25 protein-coding genes are annotated in these 25,176 nt (G+C 54.2%); 15 read left to right on the top strand and 10 right to left on the bottom strand.

What is annotated here, in order from left to right:
• Positions 1 to 167 precede the first annotated feature (167 nt).
• The 7 genes from HMPREF2541_RS03310 to clpX form a co-directional block, all read right to left on the bottom strand.
• Entirely contained in the window at positions 168 to 854 is a 687-nt protein-coding gene (locus tag HMPREF2541_RS03310) for a sulfite exporter TauE/SafE family protein (RefSeq protein WP_003822723.1), read from the bottom strand.
• A 162-nt stretch (positions 855 to 1,016) separates the two neighbouring features.
• Positions 1,017 to 1,652, bottom strand: a complete 636-nt coding sequence (gene upp, locus HMPREF2541_RS03305; protein ID WP_003822725.1) for a uracil phosphoribosyltransferase — start codon at positions 1,650 to 1,652, stop codon at positions 1,017 to 1,019.
• A 217-nt stretch (positions 1,653 to 1,869) separates the two neighbouring features.
• On the bottom strand, positions 1,870 to 2,940 hold the full coding sequence (locus HMPREF2541_RS03300) for a zinc-dependent alcohol dehydrogenase family protein (RefSeq protein ID WP_210387137.1): 1,071 nt from the start codon (positions 2,938 to 2,940) through the stop codon (positions 1,870 to 1,872).
• Positions 2,941 to 3,326: 386 nt separating this feature from the next.
• Positions 3,327 to 4,181: a translation elongation factor Ts gene (gene tsf, locus HMPREF2541_RS03295; RefSeq protein WP_003822731.1), complete on the bottom strand. Its 855-nt coding sequence runs from the start codon at positions 4,179 to 4,181 to the stop codon at positions 3,327 to 3,329.
• Between the two features lie 131 nt (positions 4,182 to 4,312).
• Positions 4,313 to 5,056, bottom strand: a complete 744-nt coding sequence (rpsB, locus tag HMPREF2541_RS03290; protein WP_003822732.1) for a 30S ribosomal protein S2 — start codon at positions 5,054 to 5,056, stop codon at positions 4,313 to 4,315.
• A 145-nt stretch (positions 5,057 to 5,201) separates the two neighbouring features.
• Entirely contained in the window at positions 5,202 to 5,405 is a 204-nt protein-coding gene (locus HMPREF2541_RS03285; RefSeq protein WP_070541696.1) for a hypothetical protein, read from the bottom strand.
• A 76-nt stretch (positions 5,406 to 5,481) separates the two neighbouring features.
• Complete coding sequence (clpX, locus tag HMPREF2541_RS03280) at positions 5,482 to 6,738, bottom strand: ATP-dependent Clp protease ATP-binding subunit ClpX (protein ID WP_070541693.1); 1,257 nt, start codon at positions 6,736 to 6,738, stop codon at positions 5,482 to 5,484.
• 303 nt (positions 6,739 to 7,041) lie between these two features.
• Between clpX and HMPREF2541_RS03275 the strand changes: the two genes are divergently transcribed.
• Entirely contained in the window at positions 7,042 to 7,986 is a 945-nt protein-coding gene (locus tag HMPREF2541_RS03275; protein WP_003822736.1) for a serine hydrolase, read from the top strand.
• Positions 7,987 to 8,239: 253 nt separating this feature from the next.
• On the opposite strand, the gene HMPREF2541_RS03270 is transcribed toward HMPREF2541_RS03275, so the two are convergent.
• Both HMPREF2541_RS03270 and bioH read right to left on the bottom strand, forming a co-directional pair.
• Positions 8,240 to 9,031 carry a hypothetical protein gene (locus HMPREF2541_RS03270; RefSeq protein WP_049258797.1) on the bottom strand — a complete coding sequence of 264 codons (792 nt, stop codon included), beginning with the start codon at positions 9,029 to 9,031 and terminating at the stop codon, positions 8,240 to 8,242.
• 109 nt (positions 9,032 to 9,140) lie between these two features.
• Positions 9,141 to 9,887, bottom strand: a complete 747-nt coding sequence (gene bioH, locus HMPREF2541_RS03265) for a pimeloyl-ACP methyl ester esterase BioH (protein ID WP_003822743.1) — start codon at positions 9,885 to 9,887, stop codon at positions 9,141 to 9,143.
• On the opposite strand from bioH, the gene HMPREF2541_RS03260 reads away from it, so the two are divergent.
• The 14 genes from HMPREF2541_RS03260 (at position 9,888) to HMPREF2541_RS03195 (ending at position 24,397) form a co-directional block, all read left to right on the top strand.
• Entirely contained in the window at positions 9,888 to 10,613 is a 726-nt protein-coding gene (locus tag HMPREF2541_RS03260) for a ComF family protein (RefSeq protein ID WP_035580080.1), read from the top strand. It begins immediately after the preceding gene.
• A gap of 110 nt (positions 10,614 to 10,723) precedes the next feature.
• Positions 10,724 to 11,188 carry a tRNA (uridine(34)/cytosine(34)/5-carboxymethylaminomethyluridine(34)-2'-O)-methyltransferase TrmL gene (trmL, locus tag HMPREF2541_RS03255; protein WP_035580328.1) on the top strand — a complete coding sequence of 155 codons (465 nt, stop codon included), beginning with the start codon at positions 10,724 to 10,726 and terminating at the stop codon, positions 11,186 to 11,188.
• A 39-nt stretch (positions 11,189 to 11,227) separates the two neighbouring features.
• Entirely contained in the window at positions 11,228 to 12,034 is an 807-nt protein-coding gene (locus HMPREF2541_RS03250) for a septal ring lytic transglycosylase RlpA family protein (RefSeq protein ID WP_070541690.1), read from the top strand.
• A gap of 187 nt (positions 12,035 to 12,221) precedes the next feature.
• A complete protein-coding gene (locus HMPREF2541_RS03245; RefSeq protein WP_035580083.1) occupies positions 12,222 to 12,494 on the top strand; it encodes a type B 50S ribosomal protein L31 in 273 nt (90 codons plus the stop codon).
• A gap of 1 nt (position 12,495) precedes the next feature.
• Positions 12,496 to 12,621, top strand: coding sequence for a type B 50S ribosomal protein L36 (gene ykgO, locus HMPREF2541_RS03240; RefSeq protein ID WP_003822751.1), 126 nt, complete (start codon positions 12,496 to 12,498; stop codon positions 12,619 to 12,621).
• A 324-nt stretch (positions 12,622 to 12,945) separates the two neighbouring features.
• Positions 12,946 to 13,638 carry a DUF502 domain-containing protein gene (locus HMPREF2541_RS03235; protein WP_003822754.1) on the top strand — a complete coding sequence of 231 codons (693 nt, stop codon included), beginning with the start codon at positions 12,946 to 12,948 and terminating at the stop codon, positions 13,636 to 13,638.
• Between the two features lie 105 nt (positions 13,639 to 13,743).
• A complete protein-coding gene (gene aspS / locus HMPREF2541_RS03230; protein ID WP_003822755.1) occupies positions 13,744 to 15,552 on the top strand; it encodes an aspartate--tRNA ligase in 1,809 nt (602 codons plus the stop codon).
• Between the two features lie 219 nt (positions 15,553 to 15,771).
• Entirely contained in the window at positions 15,772 to 16,233 is a 462-nt protein-coding gene (gene nrdR, locus HMPREF2541_RS03225; protein WP_035580086.1) for a transcriptional regulator NrdR, read from the top strand.
• A 90-nt stretch (positions 16,234 to 16,323) separates the two neighbouring features.
• On the top strand, positions 16,324 to 16,920 hold the full coding sequence (locus HMPREF2541_RS03220; protein ID WP_003822759.1) for a hypothetical protein: 597 nt from the start codon (positions 16,324 to 16,326) through the stop codon (positions 16,918 to 16,920).
• A gap of 329 nt (positions 16,921 to 17,249) precedes the next feature.
• Positions 17,250 to 18,008, top strand: coding sequence for a TatD family hydrolase (locus tag HMPREF2541_RS03215; protein ID WP_003822760.1), 759 nt, complete (start codon positions 17,250 to 17,252; stop codon positions 18,006 to 18,008).
• Between the two features lie 472 nt (positions 18,009 to 18,480).
• Positions 18,481 to 20,760, top strand: a complete 2,280-nt coding sequence (nrdA, locus tag HMPREF2541_RS03210; RefSeq protein ID WP_003822762.1) for a class 1a ribonucleoside-diphosphate reductase subunit alpha — start codon at positions 18,481 to 18,483, stop codon at positions 20,758 to 20,760.
• 113 nt (positions 20,761 to 20,873) lie between these two features.
• A complete protein-coding gene (locus HMPREF2541_RS03205) occupies positions 20,874 to 22,079 on the top strand; it encodes a nuclease-related domain-containing protein (RefSeq protein ID WP_070541687.1) in 1,206 nt (401 codons plus the stop codon).
• A gap of 93 nt (positions 22,080 to 22,172) precedes the next feature.
• The gene (gene nrdB / locus HMPREF2541_RS03200) at positions 22,173 to 23,306 is read left to right on the top strand and encodes a class Ia ribonucleoside-diphosphate reductase subunit beta (RefSeq protein ID WP_070541684.1); all 1,134 of its coding nucleotides are present in this window, start codon (positions 22,173 to 22,175) and stop codon (positions 23,304 to 23,306) included.
• Between the two features lie 212 nt (positions 23,307 to 23,518).
• Positions 23,519 to 24,397, top strand: coding sequence for an RnfABCDGE type electron transport complex subunit B (locus tag HMPREF2541_RS03195; protein ID WP_070541681.1), 879 nt, complete (start codon positions 23,519 to 23,521; stop codon positions 24,395 to 24,397).
• Positions 24,398 to 24,506: 109 nt separating this feature from the next.
• Here the strand turns inward: HMPREF2541_RS03195 and HMPREF2541_RS03190 are convergent, their stop codons facing one another.
• Complete coding sequence (locus tag HMPREF2541_RS03190) at positions 24,507 to 25,016, bottom strand: cytochrome b (protein WP_080984528.1); 510 nt, start codon at positions 25,014 to 25,016, stop codon at positions 24,507 to 24,509.
• Positions 25,017 to 25,176: the final 160 nt, after the last annotated feature.

Genomic DNA, 25,176 nt, shown 5'->3' with positions numbered 1-25,176 from the left:
AACGCTGTACTGGTTTAAATTTAATTCACTATAGAAACTGGCCGAATACAAAACAGCCGGATAACCATTCCCCGATATTGGAGAAATGCAGTTATCCGGCTGTTGTTTCGCCATAGCTGTCTTCAAACTGAAATCAAACCCGACGCAGTACATGAACAACTATATTTTCAGCCAACCTGCAGCCAAACCGCCACTCCATGCCACAGCTGCCATGCCGCCCACAGGCTGACACTCAACCCGGCCACCAGCCGGAAACGCGGATGTTGCAGCAGGCCTTTGAGTTGGTTGGCAAACAGCCCCATCGCCAGTAGGTTTGGCAGCGTGCCCAAGCCGAAGGCCAGCATCATCAGCGCACCATCCACCGCTTTGCCGCTGCCCAGCGCATATAACGAGGCGCTGTACACCATGCCACACGGCAGCCAGCCCCACAGCAGGCCAACGCCAAAGCAGGCAGGGGTGTTTTGGATGGGCAAAAGCCGGTTGAGCAGCGGATTGAGCCGTCGCCACACCGGCCGCCCGAGCTTTTCCACCTGCGCGGCATAGGCGTTGAGCCCAGCCAGATACAGGCCGATAAACAACAGCAGCAGGTTGGCAGCGGCAAACAGGATATGCTGCAACAGGCGGGTTTGATCCAGCGAAATACCGAACTGCCCCAGCGCGCCCAGCAAGAGGCCGATAAAAGTGTAGCTGCCGATGCGGCCGAGGTTCATCAGCACAATCAGCTTCACGCGCCCCACCTGCGGCGGCAGCTGCAAGGCAAAGGCGGTGCTCAAACCGCCGCACATGCCGGCGCAATGGCCGCCGCCGAGAAAGCCGGTGGCGGCAAGGGAGAGGAGTGTGAGGGTGGAGACCATGGCGTTGTTTTCCGGGATAGCTCTAGCACTGATTCCTGCCGACAGCCCGCTGCCTGCCGGAGGAAAATCGTTGCTTTGACTATTGCTGCCAAGTGGCAATTCAGGCTACCTGAAAATGATTTCACAACTTTCAGGTAGCCTGTTGGCGAATGCATCGGGCAATCAAGCTGTTTGCTTGGTGCCGAAAATCTTGTCACCGGCATCGCCCAAGCCGGGGATGATGTAGCCGTTTTCGTTGAGGTGGCTGTCGAGCGCGGCGGTGTAGATTTTCACGTCAGGGTGCTTGTCGTTCACCAGCTTCACGCCTTCCGGTGCGGCCACCAGCACCAGAGCGGTGATGTTGCGGCAGCCTTTTTTCTTCAGCAAATCAATAGTCGCTACCATCGAGCCGCCGGTGGCGAGCATCGGGTCGAGAATCATGGCCGGGCGTTTGTCCATTTTGCTCACCAATTTCTCGAAATAGGAAACCGGTTGCAGGGTTTCTTCGTCGCGCTGCAGGCCAACCACGCTGATTTTGGCGGTGGGCAACAGGTCGAGCACGCCATCGAGCATACCCAAACCGGCACGCAGAATCGGCACCACGGTTACGGTTTTGCCTTTAATCTGCTCGCCTTCGATGCGGCCGCACCAGCCTTCGATAGAAAGTGGCTCGGTTTCCAGATGGCGGCTGGCTTCATAGGCCATCAGGCGGGCCAGCTCTTTTACCAAAGTGCGGAATTGGTAGGTGTTGCAGTTGGCTTTGCGCATCAGGGTGATTTTGTGCTTGATCAGCGGATGATCGATAACGGTTAAGTTCATGCTATGGTTTCCTTCATTTGATTTGGCGGGGCGTATTTTAGCTTAACAGGCGGGCGGGAAAAAGCGGGGGCTGCAATTTCTTCCTACGGCATCGGCTTGCCAGACCGTATTAGATGTATTCTTTTCACTACCAGACATTCATATATGCTTGGGCGCAGCAAAAGGCTACCTGAAAATTTTCAGGTAGCCTCTTTATCATTTCAGCAAGCGAACCGGCTTACACTTCAATGATGACTTTCATGGCTTTGGTGTCGGCTGCGTGTTTGAACACATCGTAGGCCTTTTCCATTTCGCTGAATTTGAAGCGGTGGGTGGCCAGTTTTTCCATCGGCAGTTTGCTGGATTCGCAGGCTTTCAGTAGCATGCCGGTGGTGTTGGCATTTACCAAGCCGGTGGTAACAGTGATGTTCTTGATCCACAGTTTGGCCAAATCGAACTCCACAGATTTGCCGTGCACGCCGACGTTGGCCACGTGGCCGCCTTCTTTCACCACTTTTTGGCAGATATCCCAAGTGGCGGGATAGCCAACGGCTTCCATGGCGCAATCCACGCCGCGGCCGCCGGTGATCTCCAAAATCTTGGCCACAGCATCTTCCTTGTTAGGATTGATGGTGTGGGTAGCACCCATTTCTTTGGCCATGGCTAGGCGGTTTTCGTCCATATCCACCACGATGATGGTGGCCGGAGAGTAGAACTGGGCAGTCAGCAGGCAGCCCATGCCCACGGGGCCGGCGCCGACGATGGCAATGGCGTCACCAGGTTTCACTTGGCCGTACTGCACACCGATTTCATGGCCGGTAGGCAGTGCGTCAGAGAGGAATACGGCCACATCGGTGTTGAGGGTTTCGGGCAGATGATAGAGCGAATTATCGGCAAACGGAGTGCGCACATATTCGGCTTGGGTGCCGTCGATCATGTAGCCCATAATCCAGCCGCCTTCTTTGCGGCAGTGGGCGTAGAGCTGTTTCTGGCAATTGTCGCAAGTGCCGCAGCGGCTCACGCAAGATACGATAACTTTATCGCCTTTTTTGAAGTCTTTAACGGCAGAGCCCACTTCTTCCACCACGCCGATGGCTTCGTGACCGAGGATACGGCCTTCCCATTTTCCGGTTTTTTCAAGGGCAACTGCTTCGATTTCCGGGTTTTTACCCTTCATGATGCCCAAATCCGTACCGCAAATGGTGGTTTTGGTAACGCGGATGATAGCATCCGTAGGATCAATGATAGTGGGAACCGGGCGGTCTTCGAAGCGGACATCGTTTTCGCCGTAATAGGTCATGGCTTTCATGGTCTTGCTCATCATGCTCTCCTAATATGTTTGCCGATGAATAATCGGTTAGTTGGGAAAGAATCCGGAGAATTCCGGATGCGTTCATTATAATCTTTATTTTTCCAAAATAGCAAAATTTCTCGTTTTAAAATATAGTGTTATATCATAACAATGGAAATTTTAGGAAGTATTATGCAAATAAGAAGCTAAACTATTATTTCATCAGTCATCTGCAGCAAATACCTTTGCTATGATGCAGCACAAGTTGTAAGCAATGTACCGATTTGATTATCCCAATGATACGGTTGAAACATTAAGGCTACCTGAAAAACCACTATCTTCCTCACACAATACAAAACAGCCTCCATCCCAGCGGAATAGAGGCTGTTTTCATATAAGCAAAATTACACTTTGGCAGCAGCAGCTACTTCAGCAGCGTAATCCACTTCTTTTTTCTCGATACCGTCGCCCACTTTGAAGCGAACGAAGTTCACGATCTCAGTACCCTGTTGTTTCAGGAACTGCTCAACAGTTTGATCAGGGTTCATCACGAAGGGTTGGCCCAGCAGCGTTACTTCAGCCAAGAATTTCTTCACGCGGCCTTCCACCATTTTGGCGGCTATTTCGGCGGGCTTGCCGGAAGCAATCGCCTGCTCGGTGTAGATGTGGCGCTCTTTAGCCACCACTTCGGGATCAACCTGCTCGGCAGAAATGCATTGCGGCTTAGAAGCCACGATGTGCATGCCAACGTGACGGGCAGTGGTCTCATCGCCTTTGTACTCCACCAGCACGCCTTCGGTAGCGGCAGCACCGTGAATGTAGGTGGTGAGGTTGTTGGCAGCTTCGATGATTTCAAAGCGGCGTACAGAAATGTTTTCGCCCAACTTGGCAATCACGGCTTTGCGCTCGCCTTCCACCAACTCGGCCAGTGCTTCAACGGTGGCCGGTTTTTTCTCAGCAGCAGTTTTGGCTACGAATTGAGCAAAGGCGATGAAGCCGGTGTCTTTAGCCACGAAGTCGGTTTCGCAGTTCACTTCCACCAAGGCACCCACATTGCCTTCGATGGCATAAGCCAACACGCCTTCGGCAGCGGTACGGCCGGCCAGCTTGCTGGCTTTGGCGCCGGATTTAATACGCAGGATTTCTTCAGCTTTGGCCATGTCGCCATCGGCTTCCACCAGGGCTTTTTTGCATTCCATCATGCCCAAGCCAGTGGCGGCACGCAGATCAGCAACCATTTTTGCGGTAATTGCAGACATTATTTACTCCTGTTTTATTGAGAAACGCGGCCGGATGCCGCGCTTTGGATAAATTGAAGGCTACCTGAAAGGCCGGATTTGGCGTCCGCTTGTTGAAACGGTGTCTTCAGGTAGCCTCACGTGGTATCAGCTTAAGCAGATTCGGCTTCGTCAGCAGCAGCCTGCTGTGCAGCGGCTACGGTTTCGGCCAAGGCCTGGTTTTTGCCTTCCAATACGGCATCGGCGATACCGCGGCAGTACAGACGGATGGCTTTGGCGGAGTCATCGTTACCAGGGATAACGTGTTTCACGCCTTCCGGATCGTTATTGGTATCCACCACGCCGATTACCGGAATACCCAGCTTGCCGGCTTCGGTCAGCGTACCTTTTTGGTAGCCGGTGTCAATCACGAAAATGGCGTCGGGCAGGCCTTTCATGTTTTTGATGCCGCCGAGCGAGCGTTCCAGCTTTTCCACTTCGCGTTGAATGGTAAGCAGTTCTTTTTTGTTGTAACCGCTGGCTTCAGCATTTTCCAAAATGGCAGCTTTTTCTTCCAAGCGTTTGATAGACTGCTTAACAGTTTTGTAGTTGGTCAGCATGCCGCCCAACCAGCGGTGATCCACATAGGGCATACCGGCACGGGTAGCTTCTTCACGCACGATGTCGCGGGCTTGGCGCTTGGTGCCGACAAACAGGATGGTGCCTTTGTTGGCAGCCAAACGGCGAACGGCATCTTGCGCTTCCTGGAACAGGGGCAGGGTTTTTTCCAAGTTTATGATATGGATTTTGTTGCGGGCGCCGAAAATGTATTGTTCCATTTTCGGGTTCCAGTAACGGGTCTGATGACCGAAGTGAACACCTGCTTCCAACATCTGGCGCATAGTAATTTGAGACATTTATTTTCCTTACAAAGGGTTATAGCAAACATCAATGCACACAGAATCTCAAAACTGAGACACCCTTTGGTGCAAGATGCGAGCGTTAAGATAAAAAAAGAAACAGCTTTCAAAACGAAAGCTGCGGGATTATAGGAGAAAAGTGTTATTTTAGCAAGGCTTCCCTACCCTGCTTTTCTTCCTGTTTGAGGCGTTTGTTGCGCAAACGGATATAAACCACCCAAAACGCAAACAGCGTGGGCAATATTGTCCACACCACCAAATAAATCAGCATCCGAGCCAACGATGGTTGCGCAAGGGCAAACATCAGGGTAACAAAGATATAGCCGATAAAAACAATGTGCCACATGGCATTTTCCCAATTAGGGCCACCTGAAAATCGAGGCCACCTGAAACCGGATTGCTATTTTCAGGTAGCCTCATACCTATTGCTGCGGTAGTTGATATTCCTGCCCGTCTGCGGTGAGGAGTTTGGGCTGGCAGTTATCGTTAATCACTGTCTCGTCAATCACTACGGTTTTTACCTGCTCTTTAATATCCGGCAGTCGGAACATGGTTTCCAACAGGGCGCGTTCCACAATCGAGCGCAGGCCGCGCGCGCCGGTTTTGCGCTGCATGGCGAGTTTGGCGATACTGCGCAGGGCAGACGGCTGCACCTTCAGCTCCACCCCTTCCATTTCAAACAGCGTTTGATATTGTTTCACCAAGGCATTTTTCGGCTCGGTCAGGATGCTGATGAGTGCTTCTTCATCCAACTCGGCCAGTGTGGCAATAACAGGCAAACGGCCGATCAACTCGGGAATCAGGCCGAATTTAATCAAATCTTCCGGCTCGACAATTTCAAACAGCTCAGTAACATCGGCATCTTCGTCTTTGCTGTGCACCGAAGCGCCAAAGCCGATACCGCCCTTTTCCGTACGCTGGCGGATAACCTTTTCCAAACCGGCAAAGGCGCCACCGCAGATAAATAGGATGTTGGTGGTATCCACCTGAATAAAATCCTGATTCGGGTGCTTGCGTCCGCCCTGCGGCGGTACGGATGCCACCGTGCCTTCAATCAGTTTCAGCAAAGCCTGTTGCACGCCCTCGCCGGACACATCGCGAGTAATCGAGGGGTTGTCACTCTTACGGGAAATCTTGTCGATTTCATCAATATAAACAATCCCCTTTTGCGCCTTTTCCACATTGAAATCGCAATTGCCCAAGAGCTTGGTAATAATCTGTTCCACGTCTTCGCCCACATAGCCGGCTTCGGTAAGCGTGGTCGCATCGGCCATAACAAACGGCACATCCAAACGCCGTGCCAAGCTTTGCGCCAGCAGGGTTTTGCCCGAGCCGGTGGGGCCGATGAGCAGAATGTTGGATTTGGCCAACTCCACATTATCGCCCTCTTTCGGATAGCGCAGGCGCTTGTAGTGGTTGTACACCGCCACTGCCAGGACCTTTTTGGCCTGCTCTTGACCGATAACGTGCTGGTTCAAATTGCTGACGATTTCAGCCGGCGTGGGCAATCTGTCTTCGCCGGAATGCGTTTCGCCCGCCACTGCTCCCTCGCTGTGGATCATGTGGCTGCAGGTGTCGACACACTCGTTGCAAATCAATGCATTATCGCCTTCAATCAGATTTTTTACTTCATTTTCCGATTTGCCGCAGAAAGAACAGTATCGGGTTTCGTTGCTCATTTGATGTGATTCCGCAATGTAATGTGTTGTGCCGTAATGGAGATGGCAAAACGTGGAAGTATATAGGGGAATCCCACGCATATCAACGCGGGGGCTGCTGCCGCTCCCGCTACCCCGACCATTACCTTCATAGCAAAGCCTGCTCTTTACAAAAATTCTTTTACACTATCTAGGGTTTACAAAATTGGCTTTTTTATCCACAATAAGCAAGTTTTCATTTTTACCGTTAAAACAGATATTTGCCTGCTACAACGGTAAATCGCCTAACGGCATTGCCATACAACAGACTGATAGGTAACAAAATTGTTTGCAATTAGAAAGACTTGGCTGATTTTAGCCACCGGATTGAGCCTAGCCTTGGCCAGCCTGCCCGCCGCTGCACAAGACGATATCGATGTGCTTGGCCAGTTCCTCGAACAAAACCTGCCCGTGCAAGACGACCCGCTTGGCACTTTCCTCAGCAGCCGTCCGGCTGAACGAGTGGAAGCCCAAGCCGCCGTGGCCGGGCCGCTGCTCACTTCGCAATCCGCACTGATTATGAATGGCCGCAGCGGCGAGATTCTGTATCAAAAAGGTATCGACCAAGTCCGTCCCATCGCTTCCATTTCCAAGCTGATGGCCGCCATGGTGGTGCTAGATGCCCGCCAGAACATGAATGAAACCTTGGAAATCACCGAAGCCGAAATCGACCGCCTCAAAGGCACCGGCAGCCGTCTTTCCGTGGGCACCACCCTCACCCGCCGCGAAATGCTGCACCTGGGTCTGATGAGCAGCGAAAACCGCGCCATCCACGCCCTTGCCCGCAACTATCCCGGCGGCCTGCCTGCCTTCATGAGCGCCATGAACCGCAAAGCGCAGAGCCTCGGCATGCAGCAAACCCGTTTCTACGATCCCACCGGCCTTGATTTCCGCAATGTATCCACTGCGCGCGATTTAAGCCTGATGGTGCGCGCCGCTCACGAATACCCGCTTATCCGTCAATTCTCCACTTCTAACTCCGGCTCCGCCCAAACCAGCAACGGCCGAGTGCAGCAATACCGCAACTCCAACGCACTGGTGCGCGAAGGCACTTGGAACATCTCCCTGCAGAAAACCGGCTACATCCGCGAAAGCGGCCGCTCCATGGTGCTGTATGCCAATGTACAGCGCCAGCCGCTGATTATCGTGCTGCTCAATTCCCCCTCGCCCACCACCCGCGTAAACGATGCGCGCGCGATCCAAAACTGGGTGAACGGTCGCGAAATCTAAGCCTAATCAGCTTTTTGCATACGCCAAATAAAGGCTACCTGAAAATAGATGCTTTCTTTTTTTCAGGTAGCCTTTTGCTAACCATATGCCTGCCGTCACTAGTTGGCTTTACGGACTGAACATATATAAAGGCTACCTGAAAACGTAACTTCCACAAAGTTAAATGTTTCATCATCCCTTAGCTCTCCAGTCATAACAAAGGCTACCTGAAAAACCATTTTCAGGTAGCCTTTAATCCAAGCAACAAACCAAGCTATCTCCGCCTCGGATAAAACTGCACCACATTTTCATTCTCCGGCATTTGCAGTTTTTTCACCGCGTGGCCGTACACGGTTTCCAGCGTTACCGTGTGCAGCAGCCCTTGCGCAAAGCCTTCGTTCACCGCGGCGCGGGCAGCGGCTTCGTCGGTAAACTGCAAAACCGCCCAAATGCCCAACGTGTCCATATCCTGCCAGAAAGTTTCGGCGCGGGTATAGGCTAGCTCCAGCTTGGCGGTGTCCATTACCGGATCGTAGAAGCCGTGGTGGAACAGCATATCACCGAGGTCGTGCATATCGGCAAACGGGCTGGCCACATCGATGTTGCGCATTTTCAGGTAGCCTGTGATTTCAGCCAGCGTATCGAGGCCAAAATGAGTGAGAAACAGCAGTCCGTCGGTTTTCAGCGCACGCGCCCAGTTTTCAATCACGGGCACGGGCTGGGCAGCCGAGGGAACCAAACCAAGGTTGCACCATAGCCAATCTGCCTGCGCCTCGGGCAGCGGGGTTGTGGGTGTTTGATAGTGTTGCGGCACGGTTTTGCCTTTGCCGGCAAGGCGTTGCCAAAAGCCAGTTTGGCGCGCAGCCGCGGCTGCCTGTAGATGGTCGGCACGGCTGTCGTATTCGCTGAACGTGGCTTGCAGATAACGCTCGGCCAGCAGGCGTCGGCTGCAATCGCCATCAGCACCAAACAGTAAAATATGCTGCGGTGCGGTGGCAATGAGAGTCAAGCGTTGGTCGGTATCTTCGGCAAGGCGTCGGTGGATCAGCCAGCGGTCGGTAGTCATTTTTCAGGTAGCCTGTGGTGTGTGTCGGATTTCGGGCAGCCTGCTTGAGGCTACCTGAAAACATCTGTTTTAATGAAGTTAAAATAATTTTTTGATGTTTTTCAGCCTGCTATGTTTTTTCAGGTAGCCCGACAAAGACTCGGTAAGCGGCAGAAAATTCATCGGCATGGCTTAAAAACGGAATATGTGCCGCCTTTTCGATCAGCAACAGGCGGCTGTTGGGCAGCTGGCGGCACAGGTATTCGCCCATGCGCGGCGGAGTGATGCCGTCTTTGCCGCCAAACACGAGCAATACGGGGCACTGCACCTGCGGCAGCAACGCGCGGGCATCGGTGCGTACTACGGCATCCAACGCAGCTTGCAGACCGGGCGGTACGCCGTGGCGGATGATCTCCGGCAGCACTTCATCGGCGAGGTGGGCGCGTTCCGGGATGTGCAAAAATTGCAGCTGCAAAAACTGGCGCATATATTTGGCAAAATCTTGGGCAAACAGCGGTATCATCTTGCCCAGCGCGGGTTTGGCCAAACCTTCGGGATAATCCGGCGCGGCAGTAAGGCGGGCAAAACTGGCGGTCAGGCACAGGCTGCGTACTTTTTCGGGATGGCGCGCAGCCATATGCAGCGCCACCAACCCGCCGAGCGACCAGCCAAGCAGGTGTGCGGGCTCATTTAATTGAGCCGCCAGCGAGTCGGCCACAGCAACCACGTCGAACGCGCTATCGAACTCAGCCGCACCGTGGCCGGGCAAATCGGGTGCGGCGATACGGCATTCGGGCAAATTGGTAACTAGCAGGTCAAAAATATGATGGTTGGCCGCCCAACCGTGCAACAGCATAATATTTACGGAATCAGACATATGGCGCTTTCAACTTGGTTAGCCGGGCAGTGGCGGCTATTTCAGCTAGCCTCCAGCCGGAGCAAACGCTGCATATTATGCCATGAATTATCCGGCAGCCAGTCATTGTGCGGCGGCTGCACGGCGGATTTGCACTGCCTGCGGCTGGATGCGCGCCGCCGCTGCCCATTGTGTGCCGGCATTTCTGCTTCCGGCCTACCATGCGGCCACTGCCAACGAAAACCGCCGCCGCAAACCCAGCTCAACGCCGCCTTCGCCTACCGACCGCCGCTGAGCAACCTGCTGTATGCCTACAAATTCCTCGGCCGCAACGATTTATATGCCGCCTTAGCCGAGCTGATGCTGGCCGAGCCGCCCGTGTGGCCGACTCCGCCGGATTTGGTGATGGCGATGCCTTTGAGCGTGCGGCGGCTGCACAAACGCGGGTTCAACCAAAGCCTGCTGCTGGCCGAGACTATAGCTAAGCACCTGAATCTGCCGCTGTTGCCGCCGTTTGCGGTAACCCGCCCCCACCGACCGGCACAAAGCACCCTGCCCCGAAATGAGCGTGCCAAAAACGTGCACGGTATTTTTCAGGTAGCCTCAGCGGCGGATGTAAAGAACCGTCATGTGCTGTTAATCGACGACGTTGTTACCAGCGGTGCAACAATTGGCGAACTTGCCCGAACTTTGCAGCGGGCGGGGGCTGCAGCGGTTTATGGCTGGGTGTTCGCCCGCGCCGAATGAAAAGATAATTGACGTAGTTACCCTGCTGCGGCATCATGCCGCGCATCGTCCTAACGGCTGGTTTGTTGCAAATCAGCCTTATTTGTTTGAATTTCGCTGCATATCGCTTCATGTTCAGCATTGTTTTATACCAACCCGAAATCCCGCCCAACACCGGCAACATCATCCGCCTGTGCGCCAACAGCGGTGCTGATTTGCATTTGGTGAAGCCGCTGGGTTTCCCTTTGGATTCGGCCAAAATGAAGCGTGCCGGGCTCGATTATCACGAATTTGCCCGCATCAGTCTGCATGAAACCTTTGAAGATTGCCTTGCCGCCTTGGAAGGGCGCCGTATATTCGCGCTCACCACCAAAGGCCGCACCCGCCCCGACCAAGCCGAATTCCGGCCGGACGATGTTTTTTTGTTTGGCCCAGAAACCCGCGGTTTGCCGGCAGCAATCCTCGAAAGGCTACCTGAAAACCAAAAATTGCGCCTGCCCATGCTACCCGGCAGCCGCAGCATGAACCTTTCCAACACGGTGGCCGTAATGCTGTATGAAGCATGGCGGCAAAATGGCTACCACGGTGGTATCTAACCGCCAACAACCCCATCCACTCAAGAAACGGAGTCTATTTTGGCTAAATTGAAAAATGCCTTCTTTATCGGCATCACTGCCGCTATCGGTCTGTGCACCGCCCTAATTAATACCGCCGCTGCCGAACCCAAAGCCGCAATGGCCAAGCCCGCCGCCCGGCAGCAATACCACAGCCGCGGCAGCATTCATTTAAACGCCGTCGCCAAACCCGAACGGCTTCACCAGTCCGCCAACCGCAGCTACCAAGTGCGCGGTGTGCGCTACACCCCGATGACCAATGTGCGCCAATTCACTCAAACCGGCCGCGCATCCTGGTATGGCCGCCAATTCCACGGCCGCCTCACCGCTTCCGGCGAGCGTTACGACATGAACCTCATGACCGCCGCCCACAAAACCCTGCCCATCCCCAGCTATGCCCGCGTAACCAACCTTTCCAACGGCAAAAGCGTAGTGGTGCGCATTAACGACCGCGGCCCCTTCCACAGCAGCCGCGTCATCGACGTATCCCAATCTGCCGCCCGCCAGCTCGGCTTCATCAATGCCGGCACTGCCAACGTGCGCATTGAACAAATCCTGCCCAGCCAGGCACGCGCCGAGGCCGAAACCCAACAGCCCGCTGCCAAACCAGCCGGCAATATTTATGTGGATTTGCGCCACTTCAACCAGCGCAAAGCCGCCCACGACTACGTAGTGCAAACCACCACCCGCCTGCGCCACGCCAACAATACCAGCCAACAGGTATTCATGGTGCCGCAGCGCAACGGCGGTTTCCTTGTCCGTATGGGTCCGTTCACCCACCAAGACAAGGCCGATCAAACCAAGGCTGTGGTTACTACCGAACTGTAAACACCAACTATCGGCAAACAGGCTACCTGAAAACGCAGCGCAGCGAAGTTTCTGCGAAGCTAAACTTTCAGGTAGCCTGTTTCTTATCCGCCACTACTCAAAATAACCTAATCAAGAACAATTCTTGTCTTGCCAAACTATCCGGCTTATGATTAAATGTTATGGTATAACGTTTGAAAGGCAATTCATGAAACCAAATATTCACCCCGAAAACTACCGCACCGTCCTGTTTTTCGACAGCAGTGCCAACGAAGGCTGGCTTATTCGCTCCTGCGCCCCCACCAGCAACACCATGCAATGGAAAGACGGCAAAGAGTACCCCGTATTCATGCTCGACACATCTGCCGCCTCCCATCCCGTTTATACCGGCCAGCAACGCGAGCACAACAAACTAGGCCGCGCCAGCGCATTCAACCAACGCTACGGCAGCATGATGTCTGCCCTGAAAAAGGATAACTGAAATGCAAGTCCTCTCCTCCCTCAAAACCGCCAAAACCCGCCACCGCGACTGCCAAGTGGTACGCCGTCGGGGCAAAGTGTACGTAATCTGCAAAAGCAATCCCCGCTTTAAGGCTCGGCAGCGTTAAGCAGGGTTTTAACCAAATGATAGGCTACCTGAAAGCCATTTCCGCGAAGCCAACACCTCTTTCGACAACGCCCATTTTCCGATTCCGATTCAACACGCATAGACCGTTGTCGAATTTAAGGTTTCTTGCAAACCAGGCGTTGGCTTCGCGGAAATGGCTTTCAGGTAGCCTTTCTGTTCCACTGTAAAACACAATCATGCCGTGGTATCAAACCAGCCCCTATCCCGTCAATAAATTCAATCCCCTTCCCGCAAAGCCCTCGTTTATTCCACCGCAAACGCGTATAATGCGTCACTTTTACTAAGTCATTCCTACGGGATAGACATGAGCGAGCAAACACCGTCAGAAAGCAGCGGCATCGGCAAAGCCATCAAGCGCTACCTGATTACCGGCCTCCTAGTCTGGCTGCCCATCACCATCACCCTGTGGGTGGTAACCTACATCGTTTCCACCACCGACCACCTCTTCAACCTGCTGCCCACCCAATGGCAGCCGGAGAGCTACCTAGGCTTCAACATCCCCGGCCTCGGCTTCATCCTGGCCATCGTTGTGCTGTTCGTAACCGGTGTACTCGGCGCCAACGTGCTCGGGCGCAAAGTGATTGAAGGCTGGGATTCACTCCTGGGGCGGATCCCTGTGGTGAAATCTATCTATTCCAGCGTGAAAAAAGTGTCCGAGAGCCTGCTCTCCGACAACAGCCGCTCGTTCAAAACCCCCGTGCTCGTGCCATTCCCGCAGCCCGATATTTGGACGATTGCTTTTGTGTCCGGCGACGTGCCGCAAGCCTTGCGCGAAGCCCTACCGGAAGACAACGAATATATCGCCGTATATGTACCAACCACGCCCAACCCCACCGGCGGCTACTACATCTTCGTGCGCAAACAAGACATCCGCCCCTTGGCCATGAGCGTGGACGAAGCGTTGAAATATGTGATTTCGCTGGGCATGGTGGCACCGGATGAACACAAAAACGGCAAATTAGCTGCTCCAATCAAGCTGCCCGAGCCTAGCGAATGATTTTTCAGGTAGCCTCTTGCCAATTCCAAAGGCTACCTGAAGACCCCGCAAACCTTTACAATTACCCTTTATCGTTTAACAAAACACTTTTCAGGAAACACCGAAATGCGTACCAACTACTGCGGCCTAATCAGCGAGCAATACTTAGACCAAACCGTAACCGTCAAAGGCTGGGTGCACCGCCGGCGCGATCACGGCGGCGTAATCTTTATCGACCTGCGCGACCGCGAAGGCATCGTCCAAGTCGTCATCGACCCCGATACGCCCGAAGCGTTCAAATTGGCCGACTCCGCCCGCAACGAATACGTTTTGAGCATCACCGGCCGCGTGCGTAACCGCCCCGAAGGCACCACCAACGACAAAATGGTATCCGGCAAAATCGAGATTTTGGCCAAAGAAATCGAAATCCTGAACCCCGCCGCCACGCCGCCGTTCATGATTGACGACGAAAACATCAGCGAAACCGTGCGCCTGCAAAACCGCGTCATCGACCTGCGCCGCCCCGTGATGCAGCGCAACTTGCGCCTGCGTTATCAGGTAGCCATGGGCGTGCGCCGTTATTTGGACGCACAAGGCTTCATCGACATCGAAACCCCGATGCTGACCCGCTCCACCCCCGAAGGCGCGCGCGACTACCTCGTGCCCAGCCGCGTGCATCCGGGCGAATTTTTCGCGCTGCCGCAATCGCCGCAATTGTTCAAACAATTGCTGATGGTGGCCGGTTTCGACCGCTACTACCAAATCACCAAATGCTTCCGCGACGAAGACCTGCGCGCCGATAGGCAGCCTGAATTCACCCAAATCGACTTGGAAACCTCGTTCTTGAACGAGGATGAAATCATGGACATCACCGAAGGCATGGCCAAACAGGTGTTCAAAGAAGCCTTGGGCGTGGACTTGGGCGACTTCCCGCGTATGCCCTATTCCGAAGCCATGTTCTACTACGGCTCCGACAAGCCCGATATGCGCATCAGCCTGAAATTTACCGAGCTGACCGATTTGATGAAAACGGAAGAATTCAAAGTGTTCCGTGCCGCAGCCGACATGAAAGGCGGCCGCGTGGTGGCCCTGCGCGTACCGAACGGCGCGAAACTCAGCCGCAAAGAAATCGACGAATACACCCAATTTGTCGGCATCTACGGCGCGAAAGGCTTGGCCTATATCAAAGTGAATGATGTAACCAATTTGAGCAACGGCGAAAACAGCGGTTTGCAGTCGCCCATCGTCAAATTCCTGTCCGAAAGCAGCCTGCAGGAAATCATTAAACGCACCGGTGCGCAAAACGGCGACATCATCTTCTTCGGTGCGGACAAAGCCAAAGTGGTGAACGAAGCCATCGGCGCATTGCGGATTAAAATCGGCAAAGAACACGGCGCGGAAAACGGCTATTTCGTGGACGAGTGGAAACCGCTGTGGGTGGTGGATTTCCCGATGTTCGAATACGACGAGGAAAACGACCGCTGGGCCGCCATGCACCATCCGTTCACCTCGCCCAAACCCGGCCACGAAGACCTGATGGAATCCGACCCTGAAAACTGCCTGGCCCGCGCCTACGACATGGTACTCAACGGCTGGGAAATCGGTGGGGGCTCGATTCGTATCCACCGCGCCGACATTCAGGAAAAAGTGTTTGCCGCGCTGAAAATCACGCCTGAAGAGCAGCAAAACAAATTCGGCTTCCTGTTGGACAACCTGAAATTCGGTGCGCCGCCACACGGTGGTTTGGCCTTCGGCCTCGACCGTTTGGTGGCCTTGATGGCGCAAGCCGAATCCATCCGCGATGTGATTGCCTTCCCGAAAACTCAACGCGCGCAAGACCTGCTGGTGGATGCTCCCAACCATGTGGACGAACTCCAACTGCGTGAGCTGCACCTGCGCTTGCGCCAGAAGCAGACCGAGCAGAAAGAAGCGTAAACCGCCCGGCACACAGCCTGAAAACACCGCAGTTTTCAGGCTGTGTTTTATTCCGAACTATAGTGCTTGCCGCTGCACTTTCGGGATAGCCACAGCAATGATGGCTACATACCAAGCGAACCAACACCACAGGAAAAATTAGTACTTTGGTTATGACTCTCGGTTAGAGTACAATACCCACAGCAAACTACTGTTATATAAAATATTAACCCCAAACCTATGAAATGCCCCTTCTGCCACCATAACAACACCCAAGTAATCGACTCCCGGCTGCTGGAAGAGCAAAATAGTATCCGACGCCGGCGCCGTTGCGCTGCCTGCGACCGCCGATTCAGCACCTACGAAACCGTAGAGCTGCGGATGCCGCAAATCATCAAGAACAACGGCGAGCGCGTTATGTTCGATCCGCTCAAACTGCAGACCAGCCTGCAACGCGCCCTGCACAAACGCCCTATTTCCGCCGAAGCCATCGAACACACCGTGCACGAAATCGAAGAGTGCCTATATAAAACCGGCAGCAAAGAAGTGCCATCCCGCCTGATCGGCGAATTGGTGATGGAGCGGCTTGCCAAGCTCGACCAAGTGGCCTATGTGCGCTTCGCCTCCGTGTATAAAAGCTTTAAAGACGTGGCCGAATTCACCCGCACCGTAGCCGGGCTGGAACGCACCGACCATTCCTAGGCCGCGCAAAATCCTGCAAACCCGCTGCGCCACACAGCCCGTTTTGTTATACTGCGCTCCGTTTACGTTTACTGACTCCAAGGAAAACCTATGAACCGCTCCCACACATCCCTCCTCCTGCTTGCCCTTTCAGGTAGCCTCTTGTTAGCCGGCTGCAACCAACAGGCAGAAACCTCCGTGGTTGCCCCTAGCGCCAGCGAAGTGGCCGCTGCTTCAGCAACCGCCGCCGCATCTGCCGCCGCACAAAACCCCAGCCAAACCTTGGCTACCGAAGACGGCATCATCAGCCTCACTGTAAACGGCCGTTTTGAAGACAAATTGGCTGAATCCGCCCAATATGTCGATGGCGCCGACAGCAATAAAATCAGCCTGCTGCAATACGATGCCGACCAAGACGTTGCCATCACTGTCAGCAACTTCGGTGCCCCAAAACAGCCAGCCGAAGCCTACTTCGCCAAACTGAGCGAAAGCCTGAAAGCCGACCAAGGCCTGAACGACACTGCCGTAGACACCCCTGCCGACCAGCGCATGGGCTACCGCTTCAGCCATGGCCAAGACGATAACGTGCTCAACGAAAGCTGCGTGGCCGTGTATGCCAAAAACCTCTACACCGTTTGCGCCACCAGCAGCACCGCCTCTCTCCCCGAGCTGGATGTCCTGCTGAAAAACCTCACGGTAAAACAATAAGCCATACCCAATTCGCCAAACTGCTCAAGTTTGGCGAATTTTGCTTACCCGGCACGGCAAGTTTTTCAGGTAGCCCTTTCAAACACGATGGCTACCTGAAAATTCATCTCCAACGAATTTAAAGCAAGCTCATGCAGCTTGCTGTACCGCCAATATCCGGCCAGCCATTTTCAGCTAACCTGCAGTCTGCAATAGCGACATGGCATCGTTGATGATACCTGCTCACACCAAGTGCTTGAGGCTACCTGAAATCCCCAACCGATTTTCAGGTAGCCTCTGCATCCCACAAACTGCGCTATACTGCCCCATCAGCTCCTCATTCCTCCACCATGCTTACCGATACCCACTGCCACCTTGCCGATTCCATGCTTGCCTGCCGGCTACCTGAAATCACTAATGCAGCCCATGCCACAGGAGTGCAGCGTTTTATTGTGCCGTCGGTTACCGAAGCGGATTTCGATGCCGTCTGCCGGCTGCATGCCCCACCCAAATATTATGGCGCGCTTGGCCTGCACCCGTGGTTTGCCGAAAGCTTCCAACCCGGTTTAATTAGCCGCATCGCCGAGCGCCTGCAAGCGCAGCCGGGGCTGCTGGTGGGCGAAATCGGGCTGGATTATTACGGCGATCGCAAGCAGACCCGCACCGAGCAAACCACCGCCCTGCTCGCCCAGCTCGACTTAGCGCAGCAATTTGGCCGCCCTGTGCTGCTGCACCATGTGCGCGCCGCACCCGATGTGGTTGCCGCGCTCAAGCACAGCGGTTTCCGCAGCGGCGGCATTGCCCATGCGTTTTCAGGTAGCCTCGAAGAAGCCCGTGCCTTTATCCGTTGCGGTTTGTTTATCGGCATCGGCACACTGGTGCTCAACCCGAATGCCCGCAAAGTGCGTACCGCTGCCGCAGAGCTGCCGCTGGAACACTTGGTGCTGGAAACCGACAGCCCGTTTATGCAAATAGCCGGCGCAGGAGAAAACACGCCCATCAATGTGCGGCAGGTGGCAGAAACTGTGGCGGCCTTGCGTGGCATCAGCATGCAGGAAGTAGCCGCTGCCACAGAGCAAAATGTGGATAGGCTGCTGTCTTTCTCTTAAATTTATGTGATAGCGCCCTCAAGTATCTACGCTGGAAAGTTTATTTGAACAATTGGCCGGAAGCAGCCAATGGCTATACTAAGCAAACAACGCTGTTTCTTATTAATGGAACCAGCGTGGTTTGCCTGATTACTCAAGGCCGGCCAACAAAAAGGCTACCTGAAATTGGCACCGTGCTTATCACGAGACAAAATTTCAGGTAGCCTCATCCATATATGGCAACCACCTCATCACCTTTTTTCAGGTAGCCTCCCCACTCTGTTGAACCCATCACTCAAGCAATCACTCTACCGATTTCAATAAAATTATTTTTGCTTGGTGTAAGTGATTGGTTTAGAAATCCATACACTGCCCGGCCACAAAGCCTTACATTTTGCCACCTTTTTTTTGCCATCGAAATACATTATATTGTGCAAGTTTCACTCGCCAAACACATTATCTTGTGTTGCCTACTCAAAATCAGGATGGGAAAATGAACGATACCGTTAATCTCAAAGTTACCAAGCGCGACGGCCGTTTGGAGCCGATCGACCTCGATAAAATCCACCGCGTTGTTACTTGGGCGGCGCAAGGCCTCGACAACGTATCTGTATCGCAAGTCGAGCTTAAATCCCATATCCAGTTTTACAACGGCATCCGTACCGACGATATCCACGAAACCATCATCAAAGCTGCTGCCGACCTGATTTCCGAAGACACTCCCGACTATCAATACCTGGCCGCCCGTCTCGCTATTTTCCACCTGCGCAAAATCGCCTACGGCCAATACGAGCCGCCACACCTATTCGACCACGTCAGCAAGCTGACCGCCGAAGGCAAATACGACCGCCACATCCTCGAGGACTACAGCCGCGAAGAGTTTGACGAAATCGACGGCTACATTGACCACGCCCGCGATATGACCTTCTCCTATGCCGCCGTTAAGCAGCTGGAAGGCAAATACCTGGTGCAAAACCGCGTTACCCGCCAGATCTACGAAACCCCGCAGTTCCTCTACATCTTGGTGGCCATGTGCCTGTTTGCCAAATATCCCAAAGCTACCCGCTTGGATTACGTCAAACGCTTCTACGACGCGGTTTCCCTGTTCAAAATTTCGTTGCCCACGCCCATCATGAGCGGCGTGCGCACCCCCACGCGCCAATTCTCCAGCTGCGTGCTGATCGAATGCGACGACAGCCTGGACTCTATCAACGCCACCACCAGCGCGATTGTGAAATACGTTTCCCAACGCGCCGGTATCGGTATCAACGCCGGCCGCATTCGCGGCTTGGGCAGCGAAATCCGCGGCGGCGAAGCCCAGCACACCGGCTGCATTCCGTTTTTCAAAATGTTCCAAGCCGCCGTTAAATCCTGTTCCCAAGGCGGAGTGCGCGGCGGTGCGGCCACCCTGTTCTACCCGCTGTGGCACATCGAAGTGGAAAGCCTGTTGGTATTGAAAAACAACCGCGGCGTGGAAGACAACCGCGTGCGCCAGCTCGATTACGGCGTACAAATCAACCGCCTGCTCTACACCCGCCTGATTAAAGGCGGCAACATCACCCTGTTCTCGCCCAACGAAGTGCCCGGCCTGTACGACGCCTTCTTCGCCGACCAAGACGAGTTCGAGCGCCTGTATGTGCAATACGAGCAAGACCCGGCCATCCGCAAACGCGTGGTACCCGCCACCGAGCTGTTCTCCACCCTGATGCAGGAACGCGCCGGCACCGGCCGCATCTACATCCACAACGTAGACCACAGCAATACCCACAGCCCGTTTGATCCCGCCGTGGCTCCCGTGCGCCAGTCCAACCTGTGCCTGGAAATCGCCCTGCCCACCAAGCCGTTAAACGATATTAACGATGAAAACGGTGAAATCGCCCTCTGCACCCTGTCCGCCTTCAACCTCGGCGCATTGGAAAACCTGGACGAGCTGGAAAACCTTTCCGACCTCGCCGTGCGCGCGCTCGATGCCCTGCTCGACTACCAAGACTACCCCATTCCCGCCGCCCGCAAAGCTACCATGAACCGCCGCACCCTGGGCATCGGCGTGATCAACTACGCCTATTATCTGGCCAAACACGGCGTGCGCTACAGCAACGATTCCGCCCTCGCCCTCACCCACCGCACCTTCGAAGCCATGCAATACTACCTGCTCAAAGCTTCCGTGCAGCTGGCCAAAGAATACGGTGCCTGCCCCTTATTCGGCCAAACCATGTACGCCAAAGGCGTGCTGCCCATCGACACCTACAAAAAAGACCTCGACAGCATCTGCAGCGAGCCCCTGCACTACGACTGGGAAGCCCTACGCGCCGAAATCGTCCAGCACGGCCTGCGCAACTCCACCCTCACCGCGCTCATGCCCAGCGAAACCAGCTCGCAAATCGCCAACGCCACCAACGGCATCGAGCCACCGCGCGGGCTGGTCAGCGTGAAAGCCTCTAAAGACGGTATCCTCAAACAAGTCGTACCCGAATTCGATCGCCTGAAAAACCAATACGAAACCCTGTGGCAGATGGGCGGCAACGACGGCTACCTGAAATTGGTCGGCATCATGCAGAAATTTGTTGATCAGGCTATTTCCGCCAACACCAGTTACGACCCCAAACGCTTCGACGGCGGCCGCGTGCCCATGAAGCAGATGCTCAAAGACCTGCTCACCGCCTACAAATTCGGCCTGAAAACCCTCTACTACCACCACACTCGTGATGGTGCGGACGATACGCAGAGCGATATTCAGGACGACGGCTGTGCTGGGGGGGCTTGTAAGATTTAGCCTGTAATAACGAGGCCACCTGAAAAAGAAGTTTATTTTCAGGTAGCCCTAATCCTCCTTTTTGGTTTCAGCCTAAAAGGCTACCTGAAAACCTTTTCCATCCCCACCACATCATGCTGATTAAATCTGCCGACGATAAAAGCAGCAAGCTGAAACTGCTCGAAGCTGTAGACAAACTGCAGCTCAACAAGCAGCAACGCGAACATTTAACCGATAAATTATGGAAGCTGCGCACCGGTATCAACGGCGAGAAAGATGCTGCCTTTTACATCGACAACTACCTAAAAGATAGCGAATACTATGTAATCATCCATGACTTACGGATAGAAATCGACGGAGAAGTTGCGCAAATCGATCACCTATTGATCAACCGCGTTTTTGCCATCTTGTTGGAAACCAAAAACTTCAATGGCAACCTCACTATCAACAAATTCGGCGAATTCACGGTTCAATACCCCAGCGGTAAGAAAAAGGGAATCCCATCCCCCATCGAACAAAGCAAACGGCACGAACGCATCTTATTGAAACTGTTCGACCGTATCGGCGTGAAAATGAAAACCGGTCGCCCGTTGGAAGTACACCATGCCGTTCTTGTATCGCCGCAGTCCATTATCCGACGGCCAGATAGCAAAGATTTTGATACTTCCTGCGTCATCAAAGCCGATGCTATCCGACAATGGCACGAACAATTCGGCGAAAATAGAGTAGGCGTCGGCTTCGTTCTCAACCATATGTTTGATGCCCTGTTAATCAACAACGAAACCATTCACGAATGGGGGCGGCGCATTGCGGCAGAACACAAGCCAGAAGGGCTACTAGAATATCTGCCCAATTCCATCAAGCCCTTATTGACAAACTGCCACACCTGCGGGCAGGCCATCAGCGAAAATGAAGCATTGCTATGCCTGCATAACCATGAACGCTTCAACGGCAAAATATACTGTCGCGAGCACCAGCAGGCAGCCTTACAACAAAAAGCATCCCCCGCCAGCCCCGAATCCGAAACCGAACATGATGAATACTGCGCACATTCAGGCTGTCATGAAAAACTCAGCCAGGCAGTCATTCAATATTGCCAAAAACACAGCAGCCGTTTTGGCGGCAAACTGTATTGCCGTGAACATCAGCAGCGCAACACAACCAACAAAATAAGCAACGCCCAGGCCGAGCAAACAGAAACAGAACAAATCCATTGCAGCCACCCAGGCTGCGATAAGAAGCTTACCCCGGCAGTTATCCAATATTGCCAAAAATATTCCAAACGTTTTCACGGTAAACTGTATTGCATGGAACACCAACGTGCCCCAAACCGTGCCTAACCCGCTATATTATTTTCAGGTAGTCTGAAGCCATATATCCTTCACCAATCACATTGCAAAAGAGATCCCGCCATGTCCTGCGAACACCTCGTCATGTCCTACAGCACCTTCAGCAAGGAAAAAAACGACGCCCTCAAAGAGCCGATGTTTTTCGGCCAGCCCGTAAACGTTGCCCGCTACGATCAGCAGAAATACGAAGTATTTGAAAAACTGATTGAAAAACAGCTTTCCTTCTTCTGGCGGCCGGAAGAAATCGACGTATCGCGCGACCGCATCGACTACGCCAACCTGCCCGACCACGAAAAACACATCTTCATCAGCAACCTCAAATACCAAACCCTGCTCGATTCCATCCAAGGCCGCAGCCCCAACGTCGCCCTGCTGCCCCTGGTATCCATTCCCGAGCTCGAAACCTGGATTGAAACTTGGAGTTTCAGCGAAACCATCCACTCGCGCAGCTACACCCACATCATCCGCAACATCGTCAACGACCCCTCCGTCGTGTTCGACGACATCGTGCAAAACGAATACATCATCGCCCGCGCCGAAGATATTGCCTGCTACTACGACGACCTCATCGAATACACCCAATATTACAACCTGTTGGGCGAAGGCGAGCACCGCGTCAACGGCAAAACCATTATGGTGAGCCTGCGCGATTTGAAGAAAAAACTCTACCTCTGCCTGATGTGCGTCAACGTGCTCGAAGCCATCCGCTTCTACGTTTCCTTCGCCTGCTCCTTCGCCTTTGCCGAGCGCGAACTGATGGAAGGCAATGCCAAAATCATCAAACTCATCGCCCGCGATGAAGCCCTGCACCTCACCAGCACCCAGCACATGCTTAACCTCATGCGCAGCGGTACCGACGACCCAGAAATGGCCGAAATTGCCGCCGAGCTGGAAAACGACTGCTTCGAGCTCTTCAAAAAAGCCGCCGAGCAAGAAAAAGAGTGGGCGGAATACCTCTTCAAAGACGGCAGCATGATCGGCCTGAACAAAGACATCCTGTGCCAATATGTGGAATACATCACCAACCACCGCATGATGGCCGTCGGCCTAAACGCCGCCTTCCCCGCCGCCACGCAAAACCCCATCCCCTGGATCAATGCTTGGCTTTCTTCCGACAACGTTCAGGTAGCCCCGCAGGAAGTGGAAATCTCCTCCTACCTGATCGGCCAAATCGACGCCGAAGTGAGCGCCGACGACTTGGGCGACTTTGAACTGTAATCTCATCCCAAACCCAGCCAAAAGGCTACCTGAAAATCGCCCAACTGATTTTCAGGTAGCCTTTGAGCTTGAAACCGCGTGTTAAAATAAAGCAGGTTAACGTTCGATACCCAGCAGCCTGCGCAGCCAATGCATACAGCAAAGCAAGCCAATACCGTATTCAAAAATTAAACTGCAACCAACCCATAATAAAACCCAACTGCCACACCGCCATGCCCACCGCCAGCCAAATCGAAGCCCTCCTGCCGCAAACCCAATGCCGCCAATGCGGCTACGACGGCTGCGCCCCCTATGCCCAAGCCATCGCCCAAGGCCAAGCCTCCATCAACCTCTGCCCGCCCGGCGGCGACATCGTGTTGCATGAGCTTGCCGAGCTGCTGCACATCCAGCCGCTGCCCCTGGCCCAGCCCGAAAAGGCCGCCGTAAAAGCCCTGGCCTATATCGACGAAACTGCCTGCATCGGCTGTACCGCCTGCATCAAAGCCTGCCCCGTCGATGCCATCCTCGGCGCATCCAAACTCATGCACACCGTGCTGGCCGACGAATGCACCGGCTGCGGCCTTTGCCTGCCACCCTGCCCCGTAGACTGCATCAGAATGCAGCCTGTACCCGATGCCGTCTTGCCCCGCGCCGGCGCCCAAGCCCAACCGGAGCAAGCCCGCCGCGCCGCTGCCGCACACGCCAAACAACGCTTCCAACACCGCGAGCAGCGCCAACAGCGTGCCGCTGCCGAACGCCGAGCCCACCTTGCCCAACGGGCCGCCGCCGTGCAGGCAGCCGCCCAAACTCCCCCGCCTACCAAGCCGGCAGCACCCCCTGCCAAACCAAACAATCCCACCACACCCGCCTTCAACCCGGCCGACCTCATCGCCCGCGCCATGGCCGGCGCCCAAGCCCGGCAAAACCAGCGCACCGTGCCCAGCAATCACGACAGCTTCCGCCAACAACAAATCGCCGCCGCCCAACAACAAGCCGCCCACCGCCGCGCCCTGAAACACATCCGCTACGGCAACGAAGCCGAGCAAGCCGCCGCCAAAGACTACCTCCGCCAACTCAAAGCCGAAGAAGAAGAAGCCCAATCTCAAAACTGATCCATTGCAGCCATCAACCAAAAAGGCTACCTGAAAATCCTACACAGCAATTTTCAGGTAGCCTTTTGTTGCTTCTTCAATGCCGGTTTAAGCCGGCCGATTCAGCCTCTTATTTGCCGGCCATCCGATTGATGATTTTCTCGCCGTGCAGCTGGTGCAGCACCGCCATGGCGATGTGCCCGAAGGCCAGCACAAACAGCAGATACGCCAGTTTGCCGTGCGCCGCGTTACCCAGCTGCGTCATCCACTCGATAGGCTGCTCGATTTTATTCATCACCGTGATGCCGAACACTTCCAAATCGCCGCGTGCAGAGCCGTATTGGCGAATCATCGCTATCACCGGCACCGCCGCCATCAACAGATACAGCGCGGCATGCCCCAGCTTTACCGCCAAGCTGCCGTGCGGGCGGTTGTGCCAATTAACCAGTGCCCAAACCAGGCGCAAAGCCACCAAAACCAACAACAGGAAGCCCACCGATTTGTGGTAGCCCATCAAGCTGTAGTATTTTTCGTTAATATTCCACATGGCCGCCGTGCACAGCATAAAGGCAAACATAGCCGCCATCAGCCAATGGAAAAAACGGCTGAGGGTGCCGTAGTATTGTGGTGTGTCTTTCATTGTTATTTCCTTTTTTTAAAACCGAAAAGCGGCGGATTATAACGGATTAGATTAACTTTCGATACCAAGCGGCAAGCCGCAGGCAATACACGGTAATCGAACGCTCTCCGAGCTCTGTCGGCAATACTAAAAAGGCTACCTGAAAAATTTCAGGTAGCCT

The sequence above is a fragment of the Eikenella sp. HMSC061C02 genome, assembly GCF_001809035.1.
GTDB classification, from domain to species: Bacteria; Pseudomonadota; Gammaproteobacteria; order Burkholderiales; family Neisseriaceae; genus Eikenella; species Eikenella corrodens.
Note: the sequence above shows the minus strand (reverse complement) of the source record. Positions and strands in the feature narration are given on the sequence as shown.

Coding starts and splice junctions, on each gene's coding strand:
- HMPREF2541_RS03195 (WP_070541681.1), top strand. CDS start 23,519: ATGCCCACCGCCAGCCAAATCGAAGCCCTCCTGCCGCAAACCCAATGC.
- HMPREF2541_RS03285 (WP_070541696.1), bottom strand. CDS start 5,405: ATGTGGCACATTGTTTTTATCGGCTATATCTTTGTTACCCTGATGTTT.
- HMPREF2541_RS03245 (WP_035580083.1), top strand. CDS start 12,222: ATGAAACCAAATATTCACCCCGAAAACTACCGCACCGTCCTGTTTTTC.
- HMPREF2541_RS03310 (WP_003822723.1), bottom strand. CDS start 854: ATGGTCTCCACCCTCACACTCCTCTCCCTTGCCGCCACCGGCTTTCTC.
- bioH (WP_003822743.1), bottom strand. CDS start 9,887: ATGTCTGATTCCGTAAATATTATGCTGTTGCACGGTTGGGCGGCCAAC.
- clpX (WP_070541693.1), bottom strand. CDS start 6,738: ATGAGCAACGAAACCCGATACTGTTCTTTCTGCGGCAAATCGGAAAAT.
- HMPREF2541_RS03260 (WP_035580080.1), top strand. CDS start 9,888: ATGGCGCTTTCAACTTGGTTAGCCGGGCAGTGGCGGCTATTTCAGCTA.
- tsf (WP_003822731.1), bottom strand. CDS start 4,181: ATGTCTGCAATTACCGCAAAAATGGTTGCTGATCTGCGTGCCGCCACT.
- nrdR (WP_035580086.1), top strand. CDS start 15,772: ATGAAATGCCCCTTCTGCCACCATAACAACACCCAAGTAATCGACTCC.
- HMPREF2541_RS03235 (WP_003822754.1), top strand. CDS start 12,946: ATGAGCGAGCAAACACCGTCAGAAAGCAGCGGCATCGGCAAAGCCATC.
- upp (WP_003822725.1), bottom strand. CDS start 1,652: ATGAACTTAACCGTTATCGATCATCCGCTGATCAAGCACAAAATCACC.
- ykgO (WP_003822751.1), top strand. CDS start 12,496: ATGCAAGTCCTCTCCTCCCTCAAAACCGCCAAAACCCGCCACCGCGAC.
- HMPREF2541_RS03300 (WP_210387137.1), bottom strand. CDS start 2,940: ATGAAAGCCATGACCTATTACGGCGAAAACGATGTCCGCTTCGAAGAC.
- HMPREF2541_RS03270 (WP_049258797.1), bottom strand. CDS start 9,031: ATGACTACCGACCGCTGGCTGATCCACCGACGCCTTGCCGAAGATACC.
- HMPREF2541_RS03220 (WP_003822759.1), top strand. CDS start 16,324: ATGAACCGCTCCCACACATCCCTCCTCCTGCTTGCCCTTTCAGGTAGC.
- trmL (WP_035580328.1), top strand. CDS start 10,724: ATGTTCAGCATTGTTTTATACCAACCCGAAATCCCGCCCAACACCGGC.
- HMPREF2541_RS03215 (WP_003822760.1), top strand. CDS start 17,250: ATGCTTACCGATACCCACTGCCACCTTGCCGATTCCATGCTTGCCTGC.
- HMPREF2541_RS03205 (WP_070541687.1), top strand. CDS start 20,874: ATGCTGATTAAATCTGCCGACGATAAAAGCAGCAAGCTGAAACTGCTC.
- aspS (WP_003822755.1), top strand. CDS start 13,744: ATGCGTACCAACTACTGCGGCCTAATCAGCGAGCAATACTTAGACCAA.
- nrdB (WP_070541684.1), top strand. CDS start 22,173: ATGTCCTACAGCACCTTCAGCAAGGAAAAAAACGACGCCCTCAAAGAG.
- nrdA (WP_003822762.1), top strand. CDS start 18,481: ATGAACGATACCGTTAATCTCAAAGTTACCAAGCGCGACGGCCGTTTG.
- rpsB (WP_003822732.1), bottom strand. CDS start 5,056: ATGTCTCAAATTACTATGCGCCAGATGTTGGAAGCAGGTGTTCACTTC.
- HMPREF2541_RS03190 (WP_080984528.1), bottom strand. CDS start 25,016: ATGAAAGACACACCACAATACTACGGCACCCTCAGCCGTTTTTTCCAT.